At 43.8% G+C, this 16,300-nt stretch carries 18 protein-coding genes and 1 tRNA gene; 12 read left to right on the top strand and 7 right to left on the bottom strand.

Going from position 1 to position 16,300, the window contains the following annotated elements; genetic code table 11:
* Window positions 1-49: 49 nt before the first annotated feature.
* From B6K08_RS00340 to B6K08_RS13655, 4 genes are all read left to right on the top strand, one after another.
* On the top strand, window positions 50-454 hold the full coding sequence (locus B6K08_RS00340) for a YkvA family protein (protein ID WP_039206007.1): 405 nt from the start codon (window positions 50-52) through the stop codon (window positions 452-454).
* A 10-nt stretch (window positions 455-464) separates the two neighbouring features.
* Entirely contained in the window at window positions 465-1,019 is a 555-nt protein-coding gene (locus B6K08_RS00335) for a hypothetical protein (protein ID WP_080325162.1), read from the top strand.
* 108 nt (window positions 1,020-1,127) lie between these two features.
* On the top strand, window positions 1,128-1,571 hold the full coding sequence (locus B6K08_RS00330) for a hypothetical protein (protein WP_039206659.1): 444 nt from the start codon (window positions 1,128-1,130) through the stop codon (window positions 1,569-1,571).
* A gap of 67 nt (window positions 1,572-1,638) precedes the next feature.
* Window positions 1,639-1,812, top strand: a complete 174-nt coding sequence (locus B6K08_RS13655) for a hypothetical protein (protein ID WP_159446658.1) — start codon at window positions 1,639-1,641, stop codon at window positions 1,810-1,812.
* Between the two features lie 60 nt (window positions 1,813-1,872).
* Here B6K08_RS13655 and B6K08_RS00325 read toward each other — a convergent pair whose 3' ends face one another.
* The 3 genes from B6K08_RS00325 to B6K08_RS00315 are packed head-to-tail and all read right to left on the bottom strand — an operon-like array spanning window position 1,873 to window position 2,740.
* Window positions 1,873-2,184, bottom strand: coding sequence for a hypothetical protein (locus tag B6K08_RS00325; protein ID WP_052211895.1), 312 nt, complete (start codon window positions 2,182-2,184; stop codon window positions 1,873-1,875).
* A 39-nt stretch (window positions 2,185-2,223) separates the two neighbouring features.
* Window positions 2,224-2,472 carry a DUF2442 domain-containing protein gene (locus B6K08_RS00320; protein ID WP_039206662.1) on the bottom strand — a complete coding sequence of 83 codons (249 nt, stop codon included), beginning with the start codon at window positions 2,470-2,472 and terminating at the stop codon, window positions 2,224-2,226.
* Window positions 2,473-2,485: 13 nt separating this feature from the next.
* A complete protein-coding gene (locus B6K08_RS00315; protein ID WP_039206664.1) occupies window positions 2,486-2,740 on the bottom strand; it encodes a DUF4160 domain-containing protein in 255 nt (84 codons plus the stop codon).
* Window positions 2,741-3,119: 379 nt separating this feature from the next.
* Between B6K08_RS00315 and B6K08_RS00310 the strand changes: the two genes are divergently transcribed.
* On the top strand, window positions 3,120-3,485 hold the full coding sequence (locus B6K08_RS00310; protein WP_039206666.1) for a hypothetical protein: 366 nt from the start codon (window positions 3,120-3,122) through the stop codon (window positions 3,483-3,485).
* Window positions 3,486-3,543: 58 nt separating this feature from the next.
* Here the strand turns inward: B6K08_RS00310 and B6K08_RS00305 are convergent, their stop codons facing one another.
* The 3 genes from B6K08_RS00305 to B6K08_RS00295 all read right to left on the bottom strand — a co-directional run bounded on the left by B6K08_RS00305 (window position 3,544) and on the right by B6K08_RS00295 (window position 7,982).
* Entirely contained in the window at window positions 3,544-4,950 is a 1,407-nt protein-coding gene (locus B6K08_RS00305) for an ATP-binding protein (protein WP_080325161.1), read from the bottom strand.
* 205 nt (window positions 4,951-5,155) lie between these two features.
* Window positions 5,156-5,229: transfer RNA gene (locus tag B6K08_RS00300), tRNA-Gly, on the bottom strand.
* Between the two features lie 65 nt (window positions 5,230-5,294).
* Complete coding sequence (locus B6K08_RS00295) at window positions 5,295-7,982, bottom strand: cell division FtsA domain-containing protein (protein ID WP_143254794.1); 2,688 nt, start codon at window positions 7,980-7,982, stop codon at window positions 5,295-5,297.
* Between the two features lie 169 nt (window positions 7,983-8,151).
* On the opposite strand from B6K08_RS00295, the gene B6K08_RS00290 reads away from it, so the two are divergent.
* From B6K08_RS00290 to B6K08_RS00280, 3 genes are all read left to right on the top strand, one after another.
* Entirely contained in the window at window positions 8,152-9,480 is a 1,329-nt protein-coding gene (locus tag B6K08_RS00290; RefSeq protein ID WP_080325160.1) for a DAK2 domain-containing protein, read from the top strand.
* Between the two features lie 426 nt (window positions 9,481-9,906).
* A complete protein-coding gene (locus B6K08_RS00285; RefSeq protein WP_039206935.1) occupies window positions 9,907-10,515 on the top strand; it encodes a DUF3846 domain-containing protein in 609 nt (202 codons plus the stop codon).
* An 84-nt stretch (window positions 10,516-10,599) separates the two neighbouring features.
* Window positions 10,600-10,920: a hypothetical protein gene (locus tag B6K08_RS00280; protein WP_080325159.1), complete on the top strand. Its 321-nt coding sequence runs from the start codon at window positions 10,600-10,602 to the stop codon at window positions 10,918-10,920.
* A 136-nt stretch (window positions 10,921-11,056) separates the two neighbouring features.
* On the opposite strand, the gene deoC is transcribed toward B6K08_RS00280, so the two are convergent.
* Window positions 11,057-11,722: a deoxyribose-phosphate aldolase gene (deoC, locus tag B6K08_RS00275; protein ID WP_080325158.1), complete on the bottom strand. Its 666-nt coding sequence runs from the start codon at window positions 11,720-11,722 to the stop codon at window positions 11,057-11,059.
* Window positions 11,723-11,827: 105 nt separating this feature from the next.
* Between deoC and nagA the strand changes: the two genes are divergently transcribed.
* The 4 genes from nagA to B6K08_RS00255 all read left to right on the top strand — a co-directional run bounded on the left by nagA (window position 11,828) and on the right by B6K08_RS00255 (window position 16,105).
* Complete coding sequence (gene nagA, locus B6K08_RS00270) at window positions 11,828-12,994, top strand: N-acetylglucosamine-6-phosphate deacetylase (protein WP_080325157.1); 1,167 nt, start codon at window positions 11,828-11,830, stop codon at window positions 12,992-12,994.
* Window positions 12,995-13,065: 71 nt separating this feature from the next.
* Window positions 13,066-13,944 carry a LysR family transcriptional regulator gene (locus B6K08_RS00265; protein ID WP_027396806.1) on the top strand — a complete coding sequence of 293 codons (879 nt, stop codon included), beginning with the start codon at window positions 13,066-13,068 and terminating at the stop codon, window positions 13,942-13,944.
* A 24-nt stretch (window positions 13,945-13,968) separates the two neighbouring features.
* Complete coding sequence (locus B6K08_RS00260) at window positions 13,969-14,667, top strand: response regulator transcription factor (RefSeq protein WP_080325156.1); 699 nt, start codon at window positions 13,969-13,971, stop codon at window positions 14,665-14,667.
* Window positions 14,651-16,105: a sensor histidine kinase gene (locus B6K08_RS00255; RefSeq protein ID WP_080325155.1), complete on the top strand. Its 1,455-nt coding sequence runs from the start codon at window positions 14,651-14,653 to the stop codon at window positions 16,103-16,105. Before B6K08_RS00260 ends, B6K08_RS00255 begins: the two co-directional genes overlap by 17 nt.
* Window positions 16,106-16,300 lie beyond the last annotated feature (195 nt).

Raw genomic sequence — 16,300 nt, 5'->3', positions numbered from 1 at the left:
GAAAGTTATATTATGTTGTAGAAATGTAGCTAACGAGGGAGGACTAATCATGAAGGATAAAATTATTGATGCAGATTTCAGCGAGATTGAAGTGGAAAAGTATACAGATGAATATTCCGAGGAAGGGCTTTGGAAAAAGATAAAGGAAAATGTTACATCCATAGGTATCGGCTTGATTTACAAGGCCTTGCAGCTTTATTATGTGGCCCAGTCGCCAACGTGTCCTATGAAGGTCAAGGCTGGAATTTACGGCGCCTTGGGGTATTTGATTTCCCCATTTGACTTTATTCCAGATATTACACCAATAGTTGGTTATACTGATGATGCTGCGGCCATTGGTATTGCCCTGCTTTTGGCTCAGATGTATATCAATGATGATATTAAGGCTCAGGCCAAAGGGAAAATAAAGGATATATTTGGTGCGAAGGCTCTGGAAAAGCTGGACGAAGACTAAGGGTATTGCCATGGCTGAAAACGTTTTAAGCAAAAAGGAAATTGATGAATATATCAGGCTGCATTATGAGCCTGATGCTGGCGCTGACGATAAAGATTTTTTTGAAATTTTAAAGGGACCCAGAAAATATCTTCCTGGCAGGAGAAATTTTGCTGGAACTAATGTTACCGGTGATACATTACAATATTTGCTGGACAAAATCAGAAATAAAGTAGAGTTAAGCTTTTCTGAAAAGCTTATTGAACTAATTAAGGAAAAAGGCAAGAAGCCAGCTGATATATACAAAAAGGCAGAAATTGACAAGGCACTTTTTTCCAAGATTAAGAGTGATAAAAATTATCACCCAACCAAGGGAACGGCGCTTGCTTTTGCAATAGCACTGCACCTTAGCTTGGAAGAAACGCAAGACCTTATAGGCCGGGCTGGTTATGCCTTGTCCAGCAGTATAAAAAGAGACCTTATAGTACGGTGTTATATTGAATCCAAAACCTATAATGTAAACGACCTTAATGGGAAATTGATAGATTATGGATTTGATCCTCTCACCAACAAATGTGGTTTATAAAAAAATTTAGAGGTTGCCCAGGCGGCAACCTTTTCGCTTTTTTCCCATTCTATAATTAAATCATCCTAAAGAAACTCATTTACAGAAAAATCAAAGGAGGAATTAATTATGAGTTGGTGGAAAAACGGTTTATTGTTGGGTGCAGGCGGTATTGCAGGATTGGCTATTGCAGCGTGGTTGGAGTCTGAAAATGATCCTTTCGGAGCATCAAGAGTGCCAAGACGGGAGCCAACCACTGCGGAGAGCATTGAGGCACTTATGGATAAGATTCGTGATGAAGCCCAGTGGGCCATGGATGAGTGTACAACTGACGAACAGCGGGGCAAGGTTTATGAAGAGGTAAAATCCTCTATCCAGAAGCTTCAGACTGCTTTGGAGAGAAGCGGGGATAAGATTATCACTGACCTCAAGGCTAAAACTAAAGAGGATGAAGATGATGATTTGGGTGGCTCTGATCCGGTGACCAAGTACAGAAGCACTTTGGAAAAACTACTTAAGGATTTGGATAATTCCAAGTCTGAAGGGGTGAAGGAAAACATTATCAAAATGTAACTGCTTGATGGTACCACCAGAACGGCTGTAAGACCAGTGTAATACTGCTTAAAAGGAGTTGAGATGTATGTTTACGAGAGGTATTGATATTAGGGATATAGCCTGTGATGGCTATGGTTTGACTGCAGAAACATCTGGGATTAACAGATATATGTCGAAGTACCTGGAAAAACTTAAGGAAGAATCAGAGCATAAGCCTGCACGTCCTGAGAAAAATGGCATCGAGCGACAAGATAAGTGATAAAATCCCCGCTAAGGCTGTATGGTTACAGTCCCTAGCGGGGTAATTTTTTGATGGCGATTAAATTTCTTTAGATAGTTCATGGATTTCCGCCTCGGTTAGGCTGGTGTACTGGGTGATTTTTTCGATAGGCTCCTTAGCCTTTAGCATGTTCATGGCAGTGCGGCGGTCAGCGTTTTTTTCGCCCTCGACGCGGCCAGCCTTATGACCCTCTTCGAGGCCGGCTTTATGTCCTTCTTCGCGGGATACACGCATATCGGTGTGGTAGTCCATAATGGCCATCTGGCGGTTGATATATTTGAGCCGTTCTTCAAAATCCATCATGAAGATGTCAGTGTCATTAACGGCTTTTTTTATAGTAGCGCCACTCATGGCAAGTTCCTCCATTTACTATTGTTTGGTGATAGGTGTTTAGTACGGCGTACCGTATTCATATAAGATATCACTAGGAAGGTCAATTTCATCGTTCCAAAACACACAGGTGCGGCTTTCGTCTAGCTGGACATTTTTAAATAATCCATGTACTGTCATGAGGTTATGATATGATGGGATAGTATTAATGTCATCCTTTACATCATAAATAACGCTTTTATTATCATCAAAGACAATATATAGGGTGAAATTATCACGAGGCTCGATGTGTTTTATGCGAGGAATCATTTTTGGCACCTCCCTATTGTAATGGTGGCAATTTATATATGAATTGCTTGTCCCACATGTCCTGTAGATCATCTTTATATAACTGTAGCCATTCTTTTACCAGTTCCTGTGCCTTCGGAGGAAGGTCTCCTTGAATCATCTCCAAGGTAGAAATGTTAAATTCTCCCATGTATTCACCATACAAAGCATGTATGTGGCTTGGTTCGTGTTCTTTCGGCTTGAAGAACATTTTTATGACAATACCATAAAAACGTGTTATTTCAGGCATTGAGGAAATCTCCTTTGCGACAAATAAATTATAACATGAAAAAGTTTGTTAGGGTATAAAATACCGTAGGGGATATTGTTTAGGTGGAATGCTATATTTTACTTATATTATAAATAAAAATCCATAAAAAATAAAGAGTCATATATGAGATTATTAAAAATATTAAAATGAATTTTGAATTGCAGGTCATGTTTTAAGTAAATTACATTCATGCCATAAAGATATTTTGATTGATTTTACAGTATATATTTACAAGGTATTTTTGATAATTTGTGTCCCCCGAGGGAACCTATAAAAATGCGAAATGTGCTATTTTGTATGTTATAAGGGTCTATGTTTTATATTAAGTGCCTAAGAAACAGAAGGGGGATATGTAAAAATGCTTATTAAGTTACTGCTAGGTGGGACATTTATAGTTTGGATTGCTCTTACTATTGCTATTACATTGTGGTGGCGAAATAAATTCGTCTATATATATGGCGGTGATGGTGCTGTATGGAAAAGCTGGTACGGCACACTTATTGGTGCAGGGTTGTTTTCAATGATCATTGTAGGTGTTATAGCTTATCCGCTAACATGGATGGACCAGAACTGTCCATATTTGCCGGATGTTTTGGCAGTATGTGGAATAGGTTATTATCTTGTAAAGAGAAAGAAAAATCCTGAGGGTGATAATGCTAAACAAGAGCTTCAAGCTACAGGCGACACTGCCTCTAAAGAAGACAATAACGGAGATAAAGAATAAAGACGAAAATCTCCGCTAAGGCTGTATGGTCACAGTCCATAGCAGGGATTTTTGCAATTTATTTGTAAAGTCGTGGCAAATCCACCATAAATATATTTTTAGTTTGTGCATTAGTTTTAATCCAGTCAGAGAAACCACTCTTGGAGAAAAGCAGGAATTGGACTACTTGATATTTTTTATTAAGCAAATCCTTTCTTTCTTCCAGTTGTTCAAAGACGCTCTTATCCAATAATTCATTCTTGTATTTACATTCACCAATAACAGCCTGTTTTCCAATAGTATCAATACCTACTACATCAATATCAGTTTCTTCTTTTTTGGCTGGGTTAGTGCCCCACCATTTTCCGACCTTCATTACCATACAAGCCAATTCACCAGTACAACCTGCATCCATGGTAAAGTAACGGCACATATCCTCAAAAACACTCCCCATATAGTGGGCAATGTTATTTTTTACCACATTTTCGTAATATACATCTCCACGTCCATAGTCAATCATGCTAACGCCCGGAGAAACAAACTGATACCAAAACCTGAACATATTGTCAGCTAATACATACTGGACTTTACGCTTATTGCTCTCATCAGTAATGGCATAGTCTTTACTGAGTATTCCTGTACTAACCAAATTCGCTACTGCGTGAGAAACCTGGGTCTTTTCCATGTGTGTAAGGTCAGCAATGGTGACAATTCTGTTTCTGCCGGATGCTACAGCTTCAATGATGGCATTATAAAGAGACACATTTTTAAACTCCTGTGTCAGAAGATTATTAGGCTCCTCGTACAAATATCCTGTGTCGGAGAAAAACAGATTCTTAAGGTTATCATCCAATGATAATCCATCGTCAAACATAGCCAGATACTTGGCTATACCACCAGTAACACCATATACAACAGCCTTATCTTCAAAACTGTATTTTGGTACAAATTCTGCTGCTTCCCGATAGTTGAAGGCTTTTAATTTTAATTGTGATGTCCTGCGGCCGAACAGAGGACTCTTTTCGCTTAATACTTCATCTTCCATGAAACTGATTGAAGAACCGCTCAGGATAAAGAATATATTTCCTGTGATCCATTCTCTGTCGATATACTTCTGCAGCACTGAAAGCAGCGATTTATCCTGCTCAGCCATATAAGGGAACTCATCAATTATAAATATGATTCGTTCATTTTTGGCCTTTTCACCTATCCAATGAAATAATTGCTCGTATGAATCAAAGCTAATGCCCTGCATTTCTGGTGCCAAAGCCGCAACAACATAATCACTCAAAAGTTTAAGGTTCCTTTGACTGCTGCTTCTAACAGCTGTATAAAATATAGATTTCTTTCCTTCAATGAATTTCTGTAGCAATGTAGACTTACCAACCCGGCGCCGACCATAAAGCACCATCATTTGGAAGCCTTCCTTTTTGCAAATACCATCAAGAGCATCAAGTTCACGCTGACGACCAATAAATTCTTTCATTGTATTCACCTGCCCATCAGATTTTAGTTGAAAATGTTTTCAATGAAATTAACTTCAACTTATTATACATTATTTTTGATAATATCAGCTACATTTTTCTTTTTCGCTCTCATTCTCCTGCTCAGAGTAGATTTTGAAATTTTTGCTTATGTCTGGCACACAAAAGGCCCTATGACATTTTCTGTCATAGGGCCTCAATTTTTTCTGGAGCGGGCGAGGGGAATCGAACCCCCCTCTAAAGCTTGGGAAGCTTCCATTCTACCGATGAACTACGCCCGCGCTCAATTCCTTATTATAACGCATTTGTTCATTTTTTTCCATCAAAAATGGAAAAATTCTAAATATTAATCATCCAGGAAGGGACTCTTGGTGCTGTTTCTGGAGCTGTTTAGAGCTGCGCTGAGTCCAGGGATGCTGTTAATCTTGTCCGCCAGTCTTTCCTGATCACGCTTGGCTGCCTCAGTCATTGGCGGTGCTGTAAAGCTGCCCTCCGTTGGGGATACAGGCATACCATTGGCATCCAGCTGTGGCTTTGCAGGGGCCTCAGCTGCAGCGGAAGCATCCTTTTCAGCATTTCCTGCTGCAGAGCTGTGATGGGATTCTATATCGGAAATAATAACCTCCAGAGTATCACCGTTCTTAATAGGATCGGTAAAGTTCACCGGCTGGTTGTTTACCAGAATAGTAAAGGTCTTTCTGGAGGAAGCAGCAGGTGGCTGGAAGCCTACAGCCAGTAATGCATCACTGATGGTAGTGGTTGCCCTGAGGGACTTCATGTACCTTACCTCAGCACCGTCATCAATAATGGTCCCAGTGCTGGCAGGATGTCCATTTACCTCCAGAGAAACAGTGGCGGAAGGAATCTTATGCTCCTGTCCCTCGTAGTAGATAACCAGCGTTGCATCCAGCTCGGACACGTTCAGCACATTGCCCAGCTTTGGCTCCTCGGACTCAATGTATTCAATATAATCCTTTTCATGCACCTCTGTGGACAGAGTAGCAGGATTATCATTCAGCAAAATTGTAGGGGACACAGTGAACTGGGACTCCTTGCCGTTAAGGGTGTATTTTATCTTACGGCCCATAGGTGGCATATTCAGGGAATTAAGCACCTCACCTAACAGGCGGGTGTCCTTGCTGGTAATAATATCCCCATCCTTAAGGAGCTGGCCTGGTTCTGCAGGCTGGCCGTTAATGGTGAACTGGGCGTCAATATGGCGTTCCTCACCATTTATATAAACAGTGTAGGAAGGCGGAATTTCCAGTACATCGTTGATAGTTACCTCTGGCTGAGTGCCATCCTTTCCCTGGATAATCTCAATGTGGCTGTCTTCCTTAACCACAGTGTCCAAAGTAGCAGGACGACCATCAAGATTAAGCTGGGCCATGGTACCCATGGTGCCAGGAATGAATTTATTTTCTCCATTCACGGTGAGCATAACACCAAGGCCAGGACGGCCGTTCATTTTTTTCAGCTGAATACCCGCATTTAAGAGGGCATCGGAAACGGTGAGCTCACGGAAATTAAAGAGGCTGTACTCGTCATTATTTACGAATATTTTTAGGAAATGCAGGGAAGTAAGGGCGGCTACCTTCAAAATGCCCAATGGAGTAACTGCATCTGGCAGCTTCAGCTCATCTGGAATTTCATTGATTCCGTCAATCTTCTCAGGATGGCGCACTGCCACACGGCCAGGAGCCAGCCCTAATATTTCTCCCACATAATCAGCAAGGTGTGGAGTAAGGGAACCACCACCCACCATAATAACGGCCTGTGGCTGGTCGCTGCCATTCAGCTCCATAATCTGCTTGGCAATAGCATCTGCCAGATTTTTGATGTTTGGCAGAACTGGATCCAGCACATCCTTGGCGGAAAGATCATATTCTGCTCCCAAAATATCCGTAAAATGAACATCCTTGCCATGGGCAGCATCCCGCTTTAATTGCTCGGCAACATTAAAGTCCAGAAGGAAACGCTGGGAAATGGCTTCAGTGACCTCATCACCGGCCTGTGGTACCATGCCATAGGCGATAACAGAGCCGTTTTTGGTAATGGCCACGTCTGAGGTGCCCGCTCCCACATCCACCAGCACCAGATTCAGGTGGCGCATGGTAGGAGGAATCAGTACGTTGATGGCAGCAATTGGCTCCAAGGTAAGTGCCCGCATATCCAGCTTAGTAGCCTGGAGAGCTGAGTGCATGGAGTCAATAACTTGACGAGGCAGGAAGGTGGCAATAACTGTAGCATTGGCTATACGTCCGCGCTGTCCTACCAGAGTCTTTAACTGGGTACCATCCAAATCATATTTTATGGTGCTGTAACCAACACAGTAATACTTGGTGGGATCATCAATTGTCTTGGAAGCCGCCAGTTTAGCCTGGGCAGCCTGCACACCAGCAAAATCCAGTGCTCTTTCCTGCTCCGGGGTAATAATGCCATTGATTTCCATGTCAGCATCCGCAGTCATGGTGTAAAGGGCACGGCCGGCAGCAGCCACGGCAGCACTCTTAAGCGGACCAGTCCGCTTAACCAGAGCCTTTTTTACATTATCAATGATTTCGGCTACCTGGGGAACATCGTGAATCTGTCCGTCCAGCATGGCACGGGTTTTATGCTCCTGACGCTCGGTGGCCACGATTTTAAGACCGTTGGCTTCCTTTTCGGCTACGATACCAATAACGCTTCTGGTACCAATATCCAGAGCAAAGATACGCTCCTTCCGTTCCTTCCTCGGCTCGGCAGTTTTCTTTTTGGCACTACGTTTTTTGGTGGCTTTGCCACGGGTAGTTTTTCTGGTTTTCTTTGTTACCTCTGCAGCCTCGGTATCATCAGCTTCTGCTGTTTCTTCCACCTGGGAAATGATTTCGATTTCCTCAACTGGTTCCATAGCTTCAACAGGCTCTGGCACCTCAACAGCTTGGGTTGCTGAAGCTTTTTGGGAAGTCCTGCCAGCTCTGGTTTTGGTGGTTACCTTGGTTTCTTCAAGCTCTTTTGTGTCTTTGGTAGTCTCTTTAGTGACTGATTTTGCCATTGTATTGTCCTCATTTATTCAAAATTTAATCTCGATAAAAAAGGTTTATCCGAATATTTCGCGAATAACACAGTAGATTCCTTTTTAATTTGCAAAATATAATTACATTATATATGATTTTTATGAGTGAATAAAGTCACTATGCTTTTTATGGAGGCATTAGCTAAAAATGGCAGACACGATTGATAACGATAATACAGGAGAAATGATAACGGGAAGTGACTATAAGCGCATGGTTTTGGGTGCTTATGGGGAGTTTCTCAACGAGTTTGAAAATATAAATGTCGTAAAAGAATCCTCTGCATTTTTCTACTCCGGTAAGCCGGGCTCCGATGTTTTGCGTACTATGGGGGCGGCGGTGATTCCTTTGACCGAGGCGGTAAATGAGAGTATTGGTGGCTTGGCCAGGCGCGTTGCAGACGCGTCCGTTTTGGGTGCCCGTGGAAATGCGGGGGTTATTGTTTCCCAAATTTTGAGGGGGCTTGCCAAGGGGCTTATAGGAAAATACACTGCCACCTCCCAGGAGTTTGGCAAGGCGTTCCAGTATGGTATTCTCTACGCCCAAAAGGCTGTGCCCGAGGAAAAGAATCGTCCTATAATTGTGGCCTCAAAGGTGGTGGCCAAGGGTGCCCATGATGCGGTGAAATCCGGGAAGCATATCAGCGATATTCTTTTGGCGGCCATTAAGGCCAGCAGCGAAAATAACTCTACCCATAAGGATTGTGGTGAGCAGATTTTGCAGGTATTTTTGGAGGGCTGCTTAAAGGGACTCCAGGGAGATTTAAACTTACCACCGATTGATGTGGGAAAGAAAATGTATGAGGCCCGGGGAATAGTAAGCCCTATCCATGACAAGGCCCGTCCTTATTGTGTCAGCTTTTTGGTGGCAAATCCCAAGCTGTCAGTGCCTCTTATTGAGAAGGAGCTTCAGGAGATTGGTAACTTTGTGGTGGTGGAACGCCGCTTTAAGACCATCTTTATTCATGTTCATTCCGAGCATCCCGGCACTATTCTGGAACGTGCTGTTGCCTGGGGCCATGTGGGAGAGATTCATATTAACATTATGGCAGAGCCTCATGCCATGGCCATGGTGCAGCAGGCCTGCATTATGCCGCAGGCTCTGTTGACTGTGGCGGAAAATGATGAATGGGCCCAGAAGCTCCAGGAGGCCGGGGCCATGGTTATTATTGACGGCAGTGATCCTTCGGGACCATCAGTGGAGGAAATCGTCAATGCGGCCCATAGTGATATTGCCAATAAATATATTCTGTTGACGGATTCGGAGCATCTGCGTCTTGTAATGCATCAGGTGAAGCGTATTATGGGTGACCGTGTCAGTGTGGTGGTGGCCAATAACAATGAGGAGCAGATTTATGCTGTACGGGCATTTTTCCCTGAACTTTCCATGGAGGAAAATGTGGCTCAGATGCGGGAGGCTATCCGTCGTATGTCACAGGATAGAAAAAAGAATATCCTTCAGGAAGATAAGGATAATTAACTTTCTAAGAACAAGAAAGGAGCTGCTACCGAAGTAACAGCTCCTCGAAAGCGGGGTCCGCATATGCCGTAGTCCAACAGGCTAAACCTGTATGTTAAAGTGGGTATCCTAAGTAACAGGTTCTGCTATTCGTTCGGAGACGATCCAGCATCTGCTGCACAAAATCAGATTCCCTTATGAAAAAGAGTCGGCTAGACGATGAATGGAAGCTACGGTCAAAGAAGATTATCCCTCTTTAGCTGTATAATACCATAGGTTTATGGGAATAACAAGACTTGACAAAATGGTTAAAAGGTGGGTAAGATTAAAGAATAGTGTGGTAAAATTATAGTTACTATATACAAAATAGCATACAAAGTAGAATCTTTTTTATATGTAGAAAAAATACCCAAAAAAGCTGAAATTTAGGAAGGAAGATAAACAAGGATGAGTAACCAGCAGTTGATGCGTGCCATATTGATAGAACCAGGCAAGGACCCGTCTATTATCAAGCTGCCGGCAGCTCACGGTCCTCATGATGAGGCCATCAAGGATACTCTGGAGGGCAACTATGGTGCTGTGGAATTTTTCCAGATTCAGCCCGGAATTTCCCTGTTTATTCTGGTTAATGATTTGGCGGCAGCTCTGGGAATGAAGCCAAACCGTCGCTTCCCAGGTGCTGACAGTGACCAGATTATTTGGGGTAAGGCTATTTTTATTGCAGCCTATAATGGTGACGATGAAACCAAGGAAGGTACTCTGGACATGTCCGAGGAAACCTGCCTTATGTTTATTGAACAGATTAAGCTGAACTTCCCAATGTGTGATGGCACTGAGGAACCACGTCCGGAGGATACCCTTTATTACGATGAGGATGAGGAGGGGAATCCTGCACCATATCGTTGGATTGAGATTTCCAAGCCTTCCGGCTTGCCAAAGCCACTGGAGGCCGGTCGTGTAAAGTTTTACCGTATGCCAGCCCAGGAGGTAATGGAGATAAATGATCGCTACTTTAAGAAGGTGGCGGTATATACCTCTGATTCAAAGCTGAATTAATGCTAGCCAAAATTGACTTTTGTAGTATAATATTAACGTCAATATGAGTAGTTAATTTTGAATATATTTTAAGGGAGAAATAAAATGGACGATAAAATATATAGCGTAGCTGTAAGCTGCCGTGGAGTTAATGGCTGGGTAGAATATGATACCGAGGCTAAGACCGTAAAGGTATTTTTGGACGATGAAAAGGCCGTGGCTGATGCTGAGAAGTTCCTCAGCGAGAAGCATGTAATCAAGGTGCCTCACGAGTCATTACTGGACTTCACCGAGGAGACCTTCGATCCTTTGGCAGACGTAAAGAGCTTCCAGACCGTGCTCACCAGACTGTGGGAGAACACCGAGGTTCACGTGGACTGGAGTCGTCCTGTAGAGTACGTAAAGGCACATCCAACCTTAGATTAAGATGCATAATTAAAAGACAGGTAGAGAGTTGTGAGGGCACCTCAGAATTCTTACCTGTCTTTTTTAGTTGGATTATTGTTTAAGGAAGTGGCGAGGTCGATTGACTGGAGCAGTTGAAGCCAGAGCTAAATTTTTATTAAACCTCTGAATTCATCTTATCCTTTAGAAGCCCCACAGCAGCACTGGCACCAATACGCTCACAGCCTTCAGCCAAATACTGCTTCATATCCTCCAGGGTGCGGATACCACCTGCAGCCTTCATCTTCACATTTGGACCAATGTGGGCGGCAAAGAGCTTAATATCCTCATGGGTGGCGCCACCTGTTCCAAAGCCTGTGGAGGTTTTAATAAAGTCTGCCTTGGCATCGGTAACGCATTTGCACAGGGCTTTCTTTTCCTCATCTGTAAGGTAGCATACCTCGATAATAACCTTCAAGATATTATTCCCCACGGCCTTTTTTATTTCAGCAATTTCTTCGGTGATTTTTTCAAAGCTTCCATTTTTGGCATCCGTAATATTGATGACCATATCAACTTCTTTTGCGCCATCTTTTACGGCCTGTTCAGCGGCAGTTATTTTTGCTTCTCTGCTGTCATACCCCAGAGGAAAACCAATAACGGTACAAATGTTGATTTTATCTCCATATTCCTTGTGAACCGGCGCCACATAGCTGGCAGGAATACAAACAGAGGCGGTTTTACAGCTAATGGCCTCCTGGCAAAGCTCCCTGATTTGTTCCCAGGTGGCTGTTGGCTTCAACAAGGTGTGGTCCACGTGGGCAAGAATTTCAGATCCCTTCATAATAGAAAATCCTCCTATATCGTGATATATTTTAATTATACTATTTGTTAATTCAATGATGAGTTTAATTATATAACATAAAATGGTAAAAATTAAGGTGAAAATATGAAGGCAATTGTCAATGGCAAACTGATTACTCCAGGTCCAAATGGGGACTTTCGGGTGGAGCTGGACAAGGTAGTTATCTTTGAGGACAGAATACTTGAAATAATTAATAAGGCAGAATTTGATACGCGGGACAGAGGCTCCTTTGAGGAAGTATATTACGCCCAGGGACAATATGTGTCTCCGGGATTTATAAATCTTCACATTCATGGCTGTGTAGGCTCGGATACAATGGATTGCCGGGAAATGGGGCTTCGTCGTATGGCTGTTTTTCAGGCATCTACAGGGGTAACCTCCATGCTGCCCACCACCATGACCTATGATATGCCCAAGGTGAATGCGGCACTTAATCTTGTTCGTCAGGCTACATCCTACAGGGATGGTGCCAGAATTCTGGGGGCTAATATGGAAGGGCCTTTTATTAGTGAAAGCCATAAGGGAGCCCAGAAGGCATCCCATATTAGAAAGGCCGATTTCGATTTGATAAAAGAATACAGTGATGTGATAAAGCTTATAACCATCGCCCCTGAGGAGCTTCCGGCCGGCAGTGATTTTATAAGTAAATGCCGTGCTGCTGGTATAAGGGTGTCCCTGGGGCATACCGCGGCAGATTATGACTGCGCTATAAATGCCATCAATACCCAGGGGGTAACCCATATTACCCATCTCTTTAACGCTATGACGGGACTTCATCATCGTAACCCGGGAGTGGTGGGAGCGGCCTTTGATTCCGATGCTTTTTGTGAGCTCATAACGGATAATATTCATGTGTCCCCGGGCGCTCAGCGCATAGTACATAAAGTAAAGGGAAAAGAGCGGACAGTTCTGATTACTGATTCCATGCGGGCCTGTGGCCTTGGGGATGGGGAATCGGAGCTGGGAGGTCAGAAGGTTTTTGTTAAGGGACAAAGGGCTGTCCTTGAGGATGGTACCATTGCCGGCAGTGTGCTAACTATGGATAAAGCTATATATAATTATGCTCAAAATATTCATATTCCTGTATGGCAGGCTGTGGAATGTGCCACCAGAACTCCGGCCAGGGCCATCGGTATGGAAAATGATTTAGGCTCTATAGAGGTCGGCAAAATGGCAGATATTACAGTTTTTGATGAGAATGTTCATATAACTATAACATTTTGTGCAGGAAAAGAAATATTTTTGGAATAAATTTGCATAGCTAAGCATAAAAGTATATATTATATATGTAATATATTATATACTGCGGAAGGTATGATTTTATGGAAATTAAAGACATGCAGGCGTTTTACGCCATTGTGGAAGAAGGCAATATCAGTCACGCGGCCATTAGACTTAACGTGGCCCAGCCGGCACTCAGCCGTCAGATGAAGCGTCTGGAGACTTCTTTGGGGGTAAAGCTCTTTGAGCGTGGCAGCCGCCGTATTCGTCTTACTGATGCGGGAATGCTTCTCTATTCCAGGGTAAAGCACATATTGGGCATGGTGGACGGCACCATGAGGGAGCTGATTGATATTGGCTCTGGGGTGGCTGGAACAATTAAGCTGGGGACCATTACTTCATCGGGCTCCATGCTCATTCCGGAGCTGGTGGAGGACTTTACCAAAAAGTATCCACTGGTAACCTTCCAGGTATGGGAGGGTGAGGGTGCCCGTATGCTGGAGCTCCTTGACAGTCATATTATTGAGATTGCCATTACCCGCACCCAGGTGGATAACGCGTCCTATGAGTCCATTATCCTTCCGGATGAGCCACTGGTTTTGGCTATGCACAAGAGCTTCTGTGATGACGACAAGAGCGAGTTTGTTCATATTCAGGATCTGAAGGACAAGCCACTTCTGGTGCCTCTTCGCTGGAAAACCGCCTTTATGTCCCATTGTCAGAAGGCAAAATTTGAGCCAAATATCTTAAGTGTCAGCGACAGCCAGATTCAGAATATGCTGTGGACCCAGCGGGGAATAGGCATTTCCCTGGTTCCATTATCTGCCCGTAGTCTGATGCGCTCTGATGATATCGTGTTCAAGCATCTTGAGGAGGCAGAAATCTATACCCATACTGTTGTATCTTGGCTGAAGAGTCGCACTCTTTCCAGCAGTTGTCAGCACTTTATTGAAATGTTCCGTCAGAAATACGTTAAGTAAGTTGATATTTAGAGAGGTATGAATATGGCAGATGGAAAAAAGATTTTTATAGTGGAGGATGAGAACCGCATTGCCCGTTTCCTGCAAATGGAGCTGGAGCATGAGGGGTTTGAAACTGAGACGGAATCCAATGGCAGCCGTGCCTATGAGCGCATTATCCAGGGTGACTTTGATTTGGTGCTGCTGGATGTGATGCTGCCGGATATGGATGGCCTTACAATCTGCAAGAAGGTGCGTGAGCTTTCAGATGTGCCGATTATAATGCTTACTGCCCGGGATGACGTAAATGACAAGGTCCAGGGCCTTGATATCGGTGCTGATGACTATGTGACCAAGCCGTTTGCCATCCCAGAGCTTTTTGCCCGTATGCGGGTTGCCCTCAGAAAACATACTGCCCCTGAGCATTCCAGGGAGACGTCCAACGGTGAGGAGCTGAAGCTGAAAAATCTCACCATGAATATAGCCCGCCACGAGGTTATGGTGGATGATGTGCTGGTGGAGCTGACCAAAAAGGAATTTGACCTTTTGGAATACCTTATACGCAACAAGCGCAGTGTACTTACCCGTGACCAGATTCTCTCCCAGGTCTGGGGTTATGACTATATGGGGGATACCAACGTGGTAGACGTTTATATCCGCTATTTGCGGGCCAAGCTGGATGATAAATTTAATGAAAAATACATTCATACTATGCGGGGGGTAGGCTATGTCGTCAAAGACTAGTCTCTGGAAAAGAATCATCAATTATCCAAAGCAATGGGAAATTTCCACCCGTCTTACCCTGATTTACACCGCGGTTATCACCATTCTTTTGGGCTGTGCCTGTATGGCCTCGGTTATTGGTATGTATTATATAATTTACCATCAGGCCGAGACGGAAATGACCATCAGTGTGGAAATAGCTCTGGATAAAATGAATGACCCACAATTCATGAGTCAGGCGGCAGAAAAACCCCATGAGGCCACGGAGGAAGTACTGCTTCCGGGAGTGGTACTGAGGGTGGCCGATGAGAATGGCAATATTGTGTACGATACGGACAGGCATTTTGCTTCGGTGGACAGGCTTAGGGAGAATTTTACTGATGACAAAATGTTTTGGACTTCCGATAAATATCAGCTGGTGCGGCTGAAGCATTTTATGATTTATTATCATGAGGTTCCTATGGACTACAAGGGGCATCACTATACCTTGATTTTTAGCCGTGTTATTACTGCTGAGCGGCCAATGCTGGCCAAGATGCAGGAGCGTCTCATTTTAGGTGGTGCAATAGGTATTTTATTGGTTGTGCTGATCGTTTACATCGGTATAAAGCGGGCCTTCAGGCCTCTCAGGGATTTTATTGCTACAGCCAAAACCATTGAGGTCAGCGACTTGAGTACCCGTATGGAGGTGCCTCCAAGCCATGATGAAATGACGGAGCTGGCTACCACCTTCAACAGGATGCTGGACCGAATTGAGGAAGGCTTTAAGCTTCAACAGCGTTTCGTTTCTGATGCCTCTCATGAGCTGCGAACTCCGGTTACGGTAATTAAGGGATATGCTGATATGCTGAGCCGCTGGGGTCATTCTGATGCGGACACTCTTGATGAGGGGATTAATGCCATAAAAACTGAGGCAGAGGATATGCAGGAGCTTATAGAAAAGCTGTTGTTTTTGGCCAGGGCTGACCAGAACCGCCAGATAGTAAACAAGGTTCCTTTGGAGCTTAGCGAACTGGTGGAGGATGTTTATAAGAAGCTGAAGCTGACCGCCAACAACCATACAGTGGAGCTTCTTCGCAACGAGGAAGGCTACATAATGGGTGACAAGGTCATTATGAAGGAGCTTATCCGAATTTTCCTGGAAAATGGTATAAAATACACACCTGAGGGTGGTACAATCACCATTGACAGCCATGGGATGCCCCACTATATGTGCCTGGAAATTGCAGATAATGGTATTGGTATTGCCCCTGAGGACAGGGAAAAGATTTTCCGGCGGTTTTATCGTGTGGACAGCTCCCGAACCAAGGCTGCAGGGCAGCCAGGGGGAACCGGGCTGGGACTTTCCATTGCCAAGTGGATTGCGGATAACCACGATATTGGTATTTCTCTGGACAGCGAATTAGGGAAGGGCACCAAATTTATTTTGATGATTCCTTTGATTGAAGAAGAAAAATAGCGGTGAATAAAAAGTGCAGATGGCAGTTGATTGGAGCGGTTGAACTGGTCGCGTTAAGAAACTAATTTTTACATTCCTGCATTAGTGATAAAAATTATTTGTTTGAGCGACGCGAGTTATAATTTTTATTGCTATTACAATAGTTGTAAAAAATAGTTTTAGAGTCCTGTTCTTGCGACAGACAACTGTCATCTG

The organism is Anaerovibrio lipolyticus DSM 3074, assembly GCF_900141865.1.
Classification (GTDB): Bacteria; Bacillota; Negativicutes; order Selenomonadales; family Selenomonadaceae; genus Anaerovibrio; species Anaerovibrio lipolyticus.
The sequence above is the reverse complement of the archived record's forward strand: the minus strand, read 5'-3'. Positions and strand labels throughout refer to the sequence as shown.